Origin of the sequence: Microbulbifer sp. CAU 1566, from assembly GCF_023156515.1 — a bacterium.
Lineage (GTDB): Bacteria > Pseudomonadota > Gammaproteobacteria > Pseudomonadales > Cellvibrionaceae > Microbulbifer.
Genome location: NZ_JALNMG010000001.1, coordinates 253,189 through 266,025, shown reverse-complemented (window position 1 = coordinate 266,025; position 12,837 = coordinate 253,189). Strand labels below are relative to the sequence as shown.

The 12,837-nt window shown below is 58.1% G+C and carries 10 protein-coding genes; 8 read left to right on the top strand and 2 right to left on the bottom strand.

Going from position 1 to position 12,837, the window contains the following annotated elements; genetic code table 11:
• Positions 1 to 52 precede the first annotated feature (52 nt).
• Positions 53 to 1,195 (bottom strand): fatty acid desaturase, encoded by a 1,143-nt coding sequence (locus M0G74_RS01180; RefSeq protein WP_160152842.1) that lies wholly within the window; start codon positions 1,193 to 1,195, stop codon positions 53 to 55.
• A gap of 622 nt (positions 1,196 to 1,817) precedes the next feature.
• On the opposite strand from M0G74_RS01180, the gene M0G74_RS01175 reads away from it, so the two are divergent.
• Together M0G74_RS01175 and M0G74_RS01170 are read left to right on the top strand one after the other, a co-directional pair.
• The gene (locus M0G74_RS01175) at positions 1,818 to 3,818 is read left to right on the top strand and encodes an ATP-binding protein (RefSeq protein WP_248213577.1); all 2,001 of its coding nucleotides are present in this window, start codon (positions 1,818 to 1,820) and stop codon (positions 3,816 to 3,818) included.
• Positions 3,819 to 4,041: 223 nt separating this feature from the next.
• On the top strand, positions 4,042 to 7,467 hold the full coding sequence (locus tag M0G74_RS01170; RefSeq protein ID WP_248213576.1) for an EAL domain-containing protein: 3,426 nt from the start codon (positions 4,042 to 4,044) through the stop codon (positions 7,465 to 7,467).
• A gap of 51 nt (positions 7,468 to 7,518) precedes the next feature.
• Here the strand turns inward: M0G74_RS01170 and M0G74_RS01165 are convergent, their stop codons facing one another.
• Positions 7,519 to 8,325 (bottom strand): inositol monophosphatase family protein, encoded by an 807-nt coding sequence (locus M0G74_RS01165; RefSeq protein WP_160152845.1) that lies wholly within the window; start codon positions 8,323 to 8,325, stop codon positions 7,519 to 7,521.
• 227 nt (positions 8,326 to 8,552) lie between these two features.
• Here M0G74_RS01165 and trmJ point away from each other — a divergent pair, with 227 nt between their 5' ends.
• The 6 genes from trmJ (at position 8,553) to hscB (ending at position 12,817) form a co-directional block, all read left to right on the top strand.
• Positions 8,553 to 9,332 carry a tRNA (cytosine(32)/uridine(32)-2'-O)-methyltransferase TrmJ gene (trmJ, locus tag M0G74_RS01160; protein ID WP_248215278.1) on the top strand — a complete coding sequence of 260 codons (780 nt, stop codon included), beginning with the start codon at positions 8,553 to 8,555 and terminating at the stop codon, positions 9,330 to 9,332.
• A gap of 216 nt (positions 9,333 to 9,548) precedes the next feature.
• Entirely contained in the window at positions 9,549 to 10,043 is a 495-nt protein-coding gene (gene iscR / locus M0G74_RS01155; RefSeq protein ID WP_160152846.1) for a Fe-S cluster assembly transcriptional regulator IscR, read from the top strand.
• Between the two features lie 123 nt (positions 10,044 to 10,166).
• Positions 10,167 to 11,381 carry an IscS subfamily cysteine desulfurase gene (locus M0G74_RS01150; RefSeq protein WP_160152847.1) on the top strand — a complete coding sequence of 405 codons (1,215 nt, stop codon included), beginning with the start codon at positions 10,167 to 10,169 and terminating at the stop codon, positions 11,379 to 11,381.
• Between the two features lie 45 nt (positions 11,382 to 11,426).
• Positions 11,427 to 11,831, top strand: a complete 405-nt coding sequence (gene iscU, locus M0G74_RS01145) for a Fe-S cluster assembly scaffold IscU (protein ID WP_248213575.1) — start codon at positions 11,427 to 11,429, stop codon at positions 11,829 to 11,831.
• Positions 11,832 to 11,867: 36 nt separating this feature from the next.
• Entirely contained in the window at positions 11,868 to 12,191 is a 324-nt protein-coding gene (iscA, locus tag M0G74_RS01140) for an iron-sulfur cluster assembly protein IscA (RefSeq protein ID WP_160152849.1), read from the top strand.
• Positions 12,192 to 12,292: 101 nt separating this feature from the next.
• Complete coding sequence (hscB, locus tag M0G74_RS01135) at positions 12,293 to 12,817, top strand: Fe-S protein assembly co-chaperone HscB (RefSeq protein ID WP_248213574.1); 525 nt, start codon at positions 12,293 to 12,295, stop codon at positions 12,815 to 12,817.
• The last annotated feature ends 20 nt before the right edge of the window (positions 12,818 to 12,837 follow it).

Below are 12,837 nucleotides of genomic sequence, written 5' to 3'. Positions count from 1 at the left end.
ACAAAAAAGGCGGCCTCAGTGGGCCGCCTTTGCTACCGGTTTACTGCATTTTTCAGGCTGCAGCGGGCGCCAGATGGAACTGTTCCATCATGATCTGCAGGCGCTTGCGTTGCATTTTGAGGCTGTATTCCAGCTCTTTTACCCGGGTGCGAATGGCGACGTTTTCCCACTTGCTCAACAGGCGTTCGCGGGCGCTCTCATAGCGCTGCTGCTGCAGCTCTTTCCATTCCGCCAGGGCGGAGGAAAAATCCTGGGCCTCGCGCTCCAGTAATTCTTTCCAGCTCTCCTTGTGCTTGGAGTTTTCCAGGCGCTGTTCCGCGCGCTTGAATTGCATGGTCAGCATGGCGCGCTGAATACGCATGGCCGGTACCGTTTTCAGGTTCTGGGCCAGTCCCAGCCAGCTGGCGGTTTTGATCAGCCACTTGGTGGGATCCCACTGGTACCAGCGGATACCGTTGCGGTAGTCGGTCTGAAAAATGTGATGGTAGTTGTGGTAGCCCTCACCGAAGGTGAAAAACGCCAGCAGGTCATTGTCGCGGGCAGTGTTTTCATCGGTATACGGGCGGCGGCCCCAGATGTGTGCAAGGGAGTTGATAAAAAAGGTGGTGTGGTGGTTCACCACAATGCGCAGTACGCCAGCCAGCAGCAGCATGCCGATGACATCGCCGGTGAGCAGGCCCAGGACCAGCGGTACACCGATGTTCATTGCGACGGTGATGGGCACATAGTGGTTGTGCTGCCACATCACGATTTTATCCCGCTGCAGGTCTTTGGCGTTGTCAAAGTCCACTTCGCCGCTGGGGTATTCCCGCAACATCCAGCCAATGTGGGAAAACCAGAAGCCGCGCTTGGCGGAGTATGGATCCTGGTCGTTGTCGTCGCAGTGACGATGGTGACGGCGGTGACCGGAACACCAGATCAGTGCACTGTTTTGCAGGGCGGCGGCACCAAACAGGGCGTAGAACAGTCGCAGCGACCAGTGGGCTTCGTAAGTGCGGTGGGACCACAGGCGGTGGTAGCCGGCGGTAATGGAGAAGCCACAGAAGGCACCCAGCACCGCGAATGCGAGCCACTGGTACCAGTGGTAGCCAACCATCACGCCGTACAGCGGCACCAGCGTCAGGGCCGCCAGACCCGTGCTGGCGAACAGAATCGTCGTCAGCCAGATACGGGGGGCTTCGGGAACTGCTTTCATACTTTACAACCTTGTTTGAATCTTCTGATGCGTACCCTTTTATAGTGCTCTGACTAATAAAGGGTTGCCCGTCAATTTTGGTGTCGGCCCAGATGAGGCCGCGGCGAGCCAAAACCGACGGATCCTTAAGGGTAGATGCTACCCCAGATGCCCTCGGCGAACATCTTTCATCGAGGACAGAGAGGGGAATTTGAGAATGTTTAGTCAGTTTATCTATGTTTGAATGGTTGAGTGCGCTGTTTTGGTGCGAAAGTGGAAATTTGCGTTCATTTGTGGGTCAAGCGCTGTCATTTATCGGTAACCCGCGTGACTTTAGTAATAGATCTCGGCTTAGTCGGGAATGTTGGTGTATAAAATTTATTCGAAATGCTGAATTTCGTGTGTTTATTGCCCGTTTTAAAAAGTTGGCACACCAATTGCTATATCTATTGTGTAGGCCACTTGGCCTGCGCTCCGGGAATCCATCACGGGTTATGGCAAACGTTAATAATGCGTGACTTCCCGTTTTCTCTCATCATCGCTATTTTGGGCCCCGCATTGCGGGGCCTTTTTTTATCTGCCGATAAGTGATTCACTAGCCGAAGATTATCACGGCAACACAAGTGGCTTAGGCGGCAAGACGGTGTCGAACTCTGCTCCCCCAAAACCCTCCGAGGTCAGCCTGAATCTCGCCACCCCCGGCGAGCTGGAAGGTTTGCAGCCAGCGCAGGCATTAAAGCAGGTGCAGTATCTGCACAGCCTGCTGTTGAGTGCCAACCGCGGTGTCTGGGAGTGGCATCCAGAAAGCGGGGCGCAGCGAGCCACCGGCAATATCTGGTCGCTGCTGCACCGGGACCCTGAAGTCGCCCTGTCTCATATCTGGACCGGCGACCTGGAACTGGTGCACTCCGACGACCGCACTGGTCTGCTGTCGTTACGCAATCGACTGTGCCAGCAGGGTACCTTTGTCGATACCAGTATTCGGGCCTACGGCAGCGGTGGGCAGCCCCTCTGGTTGCGGCTCTGGGCCCGCGCTTACACCGCGCCCGACGGCGAGCGATTCTTCCTGGGCGGCTGTACCGACTACAGCGAATCCCTGTCCCCCAAATCGCTGTCTTACTTTTCTGGCGAACGCTTCCACTACGCACTGGATACCCTGGGTGATGGCCTTTGGGAGTGGGACCTGCGGGTTGATGAAGTGGTACTGGATAGCGCCTGCTGGCGCATGCTGGGATACGGCCGCGGCCAGAGTGAAGCGGATGCGCGCGCCTCCCTGGTGCGTTGGAAGACTCATATGGTCGAGGAAGACTATGCCGACGTTAAGCAGGCCATGGAGGACAATGTCCGGGAGCAGTTGCCGCTGGATGTCGAGTTCCGCCTCAAGCACCGCGAGGGCAGTATTGTCTGGGCGCGCTGTCGGGGGAATGTGCAGCGGAGCAGTACCGGTCGCCCAATCCGGGTATTGGGTATTCTTCAGGACATTACTGCCAGCAAAACCAAGCAGTTGCGGTTGGAAGAAGAATTGCAGCGTCTGCGGGGGGAAAGTCGCGACCGCTCGGATTTATTGTCCAGCCTCAGCCATGAATTGCGCACGCCCCTGAATGCCATCCTGGGCTACAGCCAGATGGTAGAACTGGACCAGAGCCTGAATCCGGATCAGCGCCTGCGCATGGGGGAAATTCGCAAGGCGGGGCAGCATATGCTGCACCTGGTGGGGGATGTGCTGGACCTGGCGCGTATCGACAGCAACCGGCTCGCGCCTTCGATTGAGCCTGTCCAGCCCGCCAACCTGGTGGCTGACTGTCGGCGCTTGCTGGAACCCCTGGCGGACACCCGCAAGGTCAATCTCACCTTTGAGCCTCTAGGCTGGGAGCGGGCCTATATCCTGGCGGATCCGGTGCGCTTCAAGCAGGTGGTGCTGAATCTGGTGGGCAACGCGATCAAGTACAACCGCGAAAGTGGACGAGTGGTGATTACCTTTGCCCCCCAAGCTGAGGGGTGGCTGCGACTCAGTGTGTTGGACACCGGTTACGGCATTGCGGTCAACAAGCAGCCGCAGGTGTTTGAGCCGTTTAATCGCCTGGGGGCTGAGCAGGGCAAAATTGAAGGCACCGGGGTGGGGCTGGCGATTGCCAAGCAGCTGACCGAAGCCATGGGTGGACGCATCGGGTTCGACAGTGAAGAGGGCCAGGGCTCCGTTTTCTGGATCGAGTTCCTGATGAACGATGCACCGGAGGCCGTATTACAGATGGCGGCGCGGCCGGATTATGCGCGTATGCTGCCAAGGTGCCGGGTGCTCTTCGTTACCGGTCGGGCTGCCAACGGAAACCGGCTGAAAGCCGTGCTGGCTTCGGTACCACAGGTAGAGCTGCAAATAGCCACCGATGCCATGAAGGGTATTTACGCCGCGCGCACCGCGAGGCCCGAGGTGATTCTGGTCGATGGTGAGCTGCCCGGTGTATCACTGAAAGACTTTTCAAACATCGTGCGCAGCGACCCGGTGACGGCTGATATTCCGCTGGTGGGTATCGTCGAGCAGCGCAGTGCACATGTGGATGTCTGTGTGCCGGCTTCTTACGATCTGGCTGCACTGGCCGAGGGCTTGCGCTATAGCCTGTCATCTACGATGTCGGCGGTGGACTGATCTGTACGGGGCGGTTCTTTTTTGCAAGGTCGTGAAAGGTCGCGCAAGTTAAATGGGTAAAAAGGAAAATCGTCACTAATTAGACTCTCAGTTAGAGTCCCAAGAAAAACAACGGATTAGCAAAAGGAAGTCATGCTTAATGTCCGCGTATACCCGGGGTGGAAATAGAATAAAAATGGGGGCTGGGGTTGTTCAGCCTGGGCAGCGGGAGCGTATTTTGCCGATGGCGCTATTCCTGGCTGTTGGCAGTTTCTGTCTGGCGTTTTTCTGTAAAAACTTTCTTTCTCTGTCAGGAGGCATCGCCGCCGTCTGGTTGGCCGATGCTCTGGCCATCGCCTTTCTCTATCGCTACTCCGTACGCCATTGGCCGCTATTGTTGACCGCGGCATTCGCGGGCAATTTTGTTGCGGCAATAAGTGTCGGTTTTGAATGGGGCATTGCCGCCATGTACTCTCTGGCTGGCGCCGCAGAGGCATTGACGGCAGCCTGCCTGCTGCGCACATTCTGTGCCGATGGCGATTTCTTCGGCAGTATGTGGCGCTGGCTCCGGTTTATCTTTTTTGGTGCCTTGCTGTCGACGCTGGCCGGCGCTGGAGTCGGCGCAATGGTTGCCGCGCTGTTTCGCGGGGCGCCTTTCACCGATGTCTTTTTGTTCTGGTATCTGGCTGATGCCATTGGTATCTGCATATTTCTCCCGCTGATTTACCTGATCAATTCCGAAGCGGCCGTCAGGATTTTTTCGTTCCGCTCCATTGTGCACTTGGTGCTGGTGTGGTTGACGTCACTGGTCTGTGTAGTGGCGGTGCTGGCGATTTTTCCTTATCCGTTTGTCTTTATTACCCTGCCACTTATCTGGGCTGCATCGCGACTGGAATTGCCACAGGCGTTGCTGGTGATTTTCTCGGCCACAGTCAGTTTAGTGATGATCCTTACCAAAGGCGTCGCCTGGCTGCCGGATACCCTGCCGGTTATCCAGACTCCGCTGGATTTCCTACCGTTGTATGCGGGGATAGTGCCTGCGTATGTGATGGCGGTTGCTTCCAGTATCGAGCGCAAACGCAGTCAGCGCATTATGGAAGTGGAGAGTAGTTTCCGCGCGGCTATGGAGTCCTCCCGGATCGGCATGCTGCTGGTGTCGCTGGACAATCGGATTATTCAGGCAAATGCCAGCTTCTGCCGCTTTATCGGCTACACCGAGGTGGTGCTCAAGGGGCTCAGTATCCGCGAAGTGGTGCTCAGTGATGCACCCGGGGCCAGTGACGGAAAAGCCGGAGGTGGCCGGCAGCCACTGATCGATTTTGAAGTGGGCTTTGTGCAGGATGCGGAGTGGCGTTTCGTACGTAAAAACGGCGAGTTGGTGTGGGGACACTGGTCCTGCAGCCTCGCCCGGGGGGCGCACAATGAGCCGCTTTACGCCGTGGTGCAGGTGGAAGATATTGACTGGCGAAAACGCAGTGAAGCACAACTTGCCCGCGCAGAAGAGCGCTGGAAATTTTCACTCACTGTAACCGGTCAGGTGGTGTACGACTGGGATCTGATCTCCGGAAAAACCTTCTACTCCGAGTGGCTCAGCAGTGGTATCGGTATTGATTCCTCCCGACTGGCCAGCCGGCAGGACTGGTTGGCGCGCGTGGATCGGGAAGATCGTGAGCGTTTGCTGCAGGCGCAGTTGTCGCACTTTGCCGGCGCCGTGCGGGATATTGACTGTCAGTATCGGGTGCGTACGGACTCCGGAGCCTTGCGCTGGATCCATGAGGTGGCCAGGGTCATGGAGTCCAGTGACGACGGACAGCCCCTGCGACTGATCGGTGTGTTGCGGGATATTACCGACAATAAAAATATGGCGCGCTCGCTGGCGGAAGAAAAAGAGCATCTGCAGGTTACCCTGACCGCCATTGCCGACGCGGTGATTGCCACCGACAGATTGCGCCGCATTACCTTTATGAACCCGGTGGCAGAACAGCTTACCGGTTGGCGGTTGGAAGAGGTGAAAGGGCGCGAAGTCGGGCTGGTGTTCCAGATTTCCAGTGGTCGGCAAGGCGCGCCGGTGACCGGCCCGGTCGAGGAGTGTCTGGCCCACAACTTACCGGTGTTTTCCGCAGACGGTACCGTACTACACAACCGCAGTGGCGCCAGCTACGATGTCAAATGTTCGGCCTCGCCGCTACGCACCAGTAGTGGCCAACTGCTGGGGGCCGTACTCGCCTTTCAGGATGTGACCGAAACCCGCCAGCTGATTCGTCAGCTGCGCTACAAAGCCAATCACGATGACCTCACCCACCTGCCAAACCGAGAAGCCTTTAAACGGGACCTGATGGATGCTGTGGATAACGTGCAAGAGAGCGACAGCGTGCATGTGCTTGCGTATATGGACCTCGATCGCTTTAAGGTTATCAACGACAGTGCGGGGCATATGGCGGGTGATGCGCTGTTGAAAAATGTCGCACGCTTTTTGCGTGGCCAGTTGCGGGAGGTTGACAGCGTCGCACGTCTGGGTGGCGATGAATTCGGCCTGTTGCTGCGCAACTGCAACAAAGAGCAGGGGCGCCTGCGCTGTGAACAGCTGGTGAGGAAAATCATTGCCCTGCGCTTCCCCTGGAATGGACGTATTTTCGATGTGGGGGCCAGTGTGGGGGTGACGGAAATCCGCCGGGACAACAACCAGCTGGTAGACCTGATGAGTCAGGCCGATGTCGCCTGTTATTCCGCAAAGCACGCCGGGCGTGGTGCGGTGGTGTTGTACGAAGCGGACAGCAGCGCGGCGGCGGAACAGCACCGGGAAATTCACATGGCATCCCGCATTCGCGAGGCGCTGGACCTGAATCACCTGCGGTTATTTGCGCAACCGGTCGCCAGTGCCGGGGATATCACCCAGATCAGCCACTACGAACTACTGGTGCGCATGGTGGATGGGGATGGCAATCTGATTCTGCCGGGCGCCTTCATTCCTGCGGCGGAGCGCTATGGGTTGATGTTGCAGGTGGATCACTGGGTGCTGCAGGAATTCCTCCTGCGCCAGGCACCTGCTGTAGCGGCCAGCGGCTTGAGTTTTGCCATGAACCTGTCCGCGGATGCGCTCGGCGATGGTGGGTTTCAGCGGCAGCTGTTGTCCCTACTGGCGACGTCGCCCTTGGTGGCTGAGCGTTTTGGTATTGAAATTACCGAGACCGCCATGATCAACCAGATGGAGAGTGCCAGCCAGTTCGTCGTTTCGCTGCGGGAGCTCGGTTGCAAGGTAGCGCTGGACGACTTCGGCAACGGTCTCAGCTCGTTTAATTACCTGAAGGCGTTTGCCATTGATTACATCAAGATCGACGGCAGCTTTGTGCGTCAGGTGGAGTCCAACTTTGTGGACCTGATGATTGTGGAGTCCATTAACCAGGTAGCCCACCGGCTCAAGGCGCGCACGATTGCTGAATTTGTTGAAGATTCGGCAACGGCGGAGCGATTGAACAGAATCGGCGTGGATCTTGTGCAGGGTTTCCATATTGGTCGCCCGTTACCGCTGGAAGAGGTGCTGGCCAAAGCCGCCGCAGGTAAACCGGAATCGGACAGGCGGGACTACGATCAGCAGGAACTTGATAAGCAAGATCTCGATAAGCGCGATCTTGAAGAAAATCGCCCGGTGATTGAGCTGGAGCAGGACTAGCAGGGCAAAGAGAGGGGGCTCCCCGGGAATTGCTCCCGGGGAGTTGGAAGCTTACTGGCGAATTTTGCCCAGATGCTTACCGACGATCTGCAGCAGCGGTTTGAAGGTTTTCGGGGTGGCGCAAACCAGGTTGCCGGAGTCCAGGTAGTCATTGCCACCGCGGAAATCGCTGATCAGGCCGCCGGCCTCTTTCACCAGCAGGGAGCCCGCGGCGATGTCCCAGGTATTCAGGTACATCTCCCAGAAGCCGTCGAAGCGGCCCGCGGCCACATAGGCTAGGTCCAGTGCAGCCGCGCCAGGGCGGCGGATGCCCGCAGTTTGGCCGGCGATTTCTTTCATCGCGCCCAGGTAAGCGTCGATGTTCTCCAGGGAATCACCGTTGAACGGGATGCCGGTGCCGATGAGAGCGCCGTTCAGGCCCTGGCGATTGGAGACGCGAATGCGGCGACCGTTGAGTGCTGCACCGCGGCCACGGCTGGCGGTGAATTCCTCACGCTTGATGGGGTCCAGTACCACCGCATGTTCGATCTGGCCGCGGTAGCGGCAGGCGATGGAAACCGCGAAGTGCGGGCAGTTGTGGATAAAGTTGGTGGTGCCGTCCAGTGGGTCGATGATCCACTCGTATTCCGGCTCGGCGCCTTCCTGCAGGCCGCTTTCTTCGGCGCGGATGCTGTGTTTGGGGAAGGCTTTGCGCAGGTGGTAGATGATCTCCTGCTCGCTCGCCTTGTCCACCTCGGTCACGAAATCGTTGCGGCCTTTCTCTTCGAACTTCATCAGGTCGCCGCGCTCCCAGGCGCGCTCGATCAGTTCACCGGCCTTGCGCGCAGCGCGCAGGGCAATATTCAGCATGGGTTCCATAACGATTCCGCGTTCAAATGTGTTTAAAAAGCAGGTCCGGGCAGGCCGGGCGGGCGCGATTGTAGGGATTCCTGTGCAATTTTGCTACACTCCGCGCCCGTTTTATAACAGCTAAGTGTAGGGTAGGCGCGCAGGGCGTTGCCAATCCACTGGCGCACTTCCCAAGCTACCTCTATCTATATCCGGAAATTCCCATGGCGACGTCTCCTTCCGAATCCGCAGCCCAGATGGCCTCCCAGTCGGCACTTGCCGCACTGGACAATATTCGCGTGGTGCTGGTGAACAGCGCTCACCCGGGCAACATTGGCGGCGCCGCCCGCGCCCTCAAGAATATGGGGATGAGCCAGCTCTACCTGGTGCAGCCGCGGGAATTCCCCGCTGCCAATGCCGTCTGGCGCGCCGCCGGTGCGGCCGAGTTGCTGGACAGCGCGGTGGTTGTGGAGACCCTGGAAGAGGCGGTGGCAGACTGCGGCCTGGTAGTCGCCACCAGCGCCCGCGAGCGCCGCATTCCCTGGCCGCTGCTCACGCCGCGGGAGTGTGGTCGCCGCGCGGTGGCAGAAGCCAAGACTCACCCGGTGGCACTGGTATTCGGACGCGAAGACCGCGGGCTGACCAATGAGGAGCTGCAGGCGTGCAACTTCCATGTGCATATTCCGGCCAACCCCGAGTACAGCTCCCTGAACCTGGCCACCGCAGTCCAGGTACTGGCTTACGAAGCGCGTATGGCGGCGTTGGAATCCGAGAAGGGCGGTGAGCTGAATTTTGCCGACTGGGACAGGCCGCCGGCGAAAGCCGCGGACATGGAGCTTTACTACGAGCACCTGGAACTGGCACTGGCGGAGCTGGGCTTTATCGACCCGGACAACCCCCGTCAGACCCTGACTCGACTGCGTCGTCTGTTCAGTCGGGTGCGTCCGGATGATATGGAACTGGGCATTCTGCGGGGAATGCTGACGGCCATCCAGAACCATATTCACCGCGCCGGTGGTCAGGGGCGCCCGGAATAACGGCTGTGGCTAATCCGTCATATAGCCCGGTGTGCCTTCTGGATAACAAATTGGTATAACCAGCCGCCAAATACCCGACCAGTCTACTGGGCTATATACTTGACTGAACTAGTGGGTTATTTCATACTCGCGCCCCGATTCAGTGGTGCTGGTGAGGGCTGCAAGGCATCGGAAGATGCTGGGGTAGGCCCACAAACCGGACCGACAGGAGGGGATATGCGTTTAACAACCAAGGGGCGGTATGCGGTCACAGCAATGCTGGACCTGGCGTTGCACGCCGAGCGCGGCCCTATCAGCCTGGCCGATATTTCCAAGCGCCAGGATATTTCCCTGTCCTATCTGGAACAGCTTTTTTCCCGTTTGCGTCAGTCCGGCCTCGTATCCAGTGTGCGCGGCCCCGGTGGTGGTTACCGCCTGGCGCGGCCGGGTGCGGAAATCTGTGTGGCGGAGATCATCGACGCTGTCAACGAATCCGTAGATGCCACCAGCTGTGGCGGCAACAGCGATTGCTCCGGCGGTGAGCAATGCCTCACCCACTACCTGTGGACTGACCTCAGTCGTCAGATTCACAGCTTCCTCGACGGTATCAGCCTCGCCGATCTGGTGGCCCGTGCCGAAGTGCAGGAAGTGGCCCGCCGTCAGGACGGCCGCAATGGCGCGGTCGACGAGCTGGTCGAGCAGAAAGTAGCGATTATTGGCGGCTTACAGTAAGGTGCCGGCCGCCCGGTCAGGCGGCAGAACCTGGTGGCAGGTTCAACTGACCCCTGAATTTAGTGCGCAGCAAGCGAAAGCAGTTAGGCGCTGACAGATGTCAGCGAGTGGAGACAAAAGATTATGAAGCTTCCCATTTACCTGGATTATTCGGCAACTTGTCCGGTGGACCCGCGCGTCGCCAGTAAAATGGCGGAGCAGCTGACCATGGACGGCAACTTCGGTAACCCGGCTTCCCGCTCCCACCTGTTTGGCTGGAAAGCGGAAGAGGCGGTTGAAGACGCCCGCCGCCAAGTGGCGGAACTGGTCAATGCCGACCCTCGCGAAATCGTCTGGACCAGCGGCGCGACCGAGTCTGACAACCTGGCCATCAAAGGTGCCGCGCACTTTTACCAGGGCCGCGGCAAACACATCATTACCTCCAAGATCGAGCACAAAGCGGTGCTGGATACCTGCCGCCAGCTGGAGCGCGAGGGCTTCGAAGTTACCTACCTGAATCCCAAGGAAGACGGCATTGTCTACCCGGAGCAGGTACAGGAAGCGCTGCGCGAAGACACCATTCTGGTGAGCCTGATGCACGTCAATAACGAGATTGGCGTGATCAACGATATCGCTGCCATTGGCGAGCTGTGCCGCGAGCGCAAGATCATCTTCCACGTGGATGCGGCCCAGAGCGCCGGCAAGATCGATATCGACCTGGCGGAACTGAAAGTGGACCTGATGTCCTTCTCCGCCCACAAAGTCTACGGCCCCAAGGGTATTGGTGCCCTGTATGTGCGCCGCAAGCCGCGTGTACGTATTGAAGCCCAGATGCACGGTGGTGGTCACGAGCGCGGTATGCGCTCCGGTACCCTGCCTACCCACCAGGCGGTGGGCATGGGCGAAGCGTTCCGTATCGCCAAGGAAGAAATGGCGGAAGAGACCAAGCGCCTGCTGGCCCTGCGTGAGCGTTTCTGGAGCCAGATCAGCGACATGGAAGAGGTGCATATCAACGGTTCCATGGAGCACCGCGTGCCGGGCAACCTGAACGTGAGCTTCGCGTTTGTTGAAGGTGAAAGCCTGATCATGTCCCTGAAGGATCTGGCCATTTCATCCGGTTCCGCGTGTACTTCTGCCAGTCTGGAGCCCAGCTATGTTCTGCGCGCCCTGGGTGTGAACGACGAGCTGGCCCACAGTTCCCTGCGCTTCAGTTTCGGGCGTTTTACCACGGAACAGGACGTGGATACTGCGGCCAAAGAAGTAAGGCAGGCAGTTGAAAAACTGCGCGAATTGTCGCCGCTCTGGGATATGTACAAAGACGGCATTGATCTCAGTACCATTGAATGGGCAGCACACTAATTGCTGCCTGAGCGCGGCACAGAAACGAATTGAGAGGGTATAGTCATGGCCTATAGCGATAAAGTAATTGACCACTATGAACACCCCCGCAATGTTGGTCGCCTCGACGACAAGGCGGACAACGTGGGTACCGGCATGGTCGGCGCACCGGCTTGTGGTGACGTGATGCGCCTGCAGATTCAGGTGAATGACAACGGCATCATCGAAGACGCCAAGTTCAAAACCTACGGTTGTGGTTCTGCCATCGCCTCCAGCTCCCTGCTCACCGAGTGGGTAAAAGGCAAGAGCCTGGACGAAGCGGCGCAGATCAAAAACACCGAAATCGCCGAAGAACTGGCACTGCCGCCGGTGAAAATTCACTGTTCCGTACTGGCGGAAGATGCCATCAAGGCGGCAGTGAAAAACATCCGCGAAAAGCGCGGTGAAAAAGCCGAAGAAGCCGCGGGCTGATTCTGGTTTAGGCGCGGTTAAGGAGTAGCAAGCGACATGGCAATCACCATGACCGAAGCAGCCCAGGCTCATGTTGCCAAACAGCTGGCCAGCCGGGGTAAAGGCATTGGCATTCGCGTCGGGGTTAAAACCGCCGGCTGCTCTGGTATGGCCTACGTACTGGAGTTTGTCGATTCTGCAGAGGCAGAAGACGAGGTGTTCGAGGCCGGTGGCGTGAAGCTGGTAGTGGACCCGAAAAGTCTTGCCTACCTGGACGGCACCGAATTGGATTTTGTGAAAGAAGGGCTGAATGAAGGTTTCGCCTTCAAAAACCCCAACGTCAAAAATGAGTGCGGCTGCGGCGAAAGCTTCCACGTGTGAGGACGCTTTTCTGGCAGCAGAAGGCCGGGTGCGCAGGTGCATGCCGGCCTTTTTGTTATTTATCGACTGAATAAATAGTTCTTCATGCCGGGCCAGCGAATATGAAATTGCAGCAGAACTACTTTGAAATTTTTGGCCTGCCGATGGCCTACGAGGTGGATCGCCAGGCGCTGACAAAGCGTTACCGGGAATTGCAGCAGGAATTTCATCCGGACCGGTTTGCCGCCAAATCCGAGCGCGAGCAGATGCTGTCCATGCAGTACGCGGCGCAGATTAACGAGGCTAACAATACCCTCAAGGATCCGGTGGCTCGCGCGGCCTACCTGCTGCAACTGGCCGGGGTGACGATTAACTCGGAGCAGACCACCGCTGACGGTGAGTTCCTGATGCAGCAGATGATCCTGCGTGAACGTCTCGAAGATGTGCGCAGTGCGGCGGATCCGGAAGGCGAGCTGGATGATCTCGGCAGTGAGGCCGCAAGTCTGTTCAAGGCGCAGGAGCAGGCGTTTGCCGGGGCGCTGGCAAGCAAAGCCCTCGACGATGCCAAAGGCGCGCTTTTGAAGCTGCAGTTTCTCGCCAAGCTGAAACGGCAGATCGAAGAGCTCGAAGAAGATTTACTGGACTGACTGCCAGCTGCTGTCAGTTG

What these genes read in the sequence shown, in the direction of transcription:
- M0G74_RS01180 (WP_160152842.1), bottom strand. Translation starts at nt 1,195, where the DNA reads ATGAAAGCAGTTCCCGAAGCCCCCCGTATCTGGCTGACGACGATTCTG.
- M0G74_RS01170 (WP_248213576.1), top strand. Translation starts at nt 4,042, where the DNA reads ATGGCGCTATTCCTGGCTGTTGGCAGTTTCTGTCTGGCGTTTTTCTGT.
- M0G74_RS01165 (WP_160152845.1), bottom strand. Translation starts at nt 8,325, where the DNA reads ATGGAACCCATGCTGAATATTGCCCTGCGCGCTGCGCGCAAGGCCGGT.
- trmJ (WP_248215278.1), top strand. Translation starts at nt 8,553, where the DNA reads ATGGCCTCCCAGTCGGCACTTGCCGCACTGGACAATATTCGCGTGGTG.
- iscR (WP_160152846.1), top strand. Translation starts at nt 9,549, where the DNA reads ATGCGTTTAACAACCAAGGGGCGGTATGCGGTCACAGCAATGCTGGAC.
- M0G74_RS01150 (WP_160152847.1), top strand. Translation starts at nt 10,167, where the DNA reads ATGAAGCTTCCCATTTACCTGGATTATTCGGCAACTTGTCCGGTGGAC.
- iscU (WP_248213575.1), top strand. Translation starts at nt 11,427, where the DNA reads ATGGCCTATAGCGATAAAGTAATTGACCACTATGAACACCCCCGCAAT.
- iscA (WP_160152849.1), top strand. Translation starts at nt 11,868, where the DNA reads ATGGCAATCACCATGACCGAAGCAGCCCAGGCTCATGTTGCCAAACAG.
- hscB (WP_248213574.1), top strand. Translation starts at nt 12,293, where the DNA reads ATGAAATTGCAGCAGAACTACTTTGAAATTTTTGGCCTGCCGATGGCC.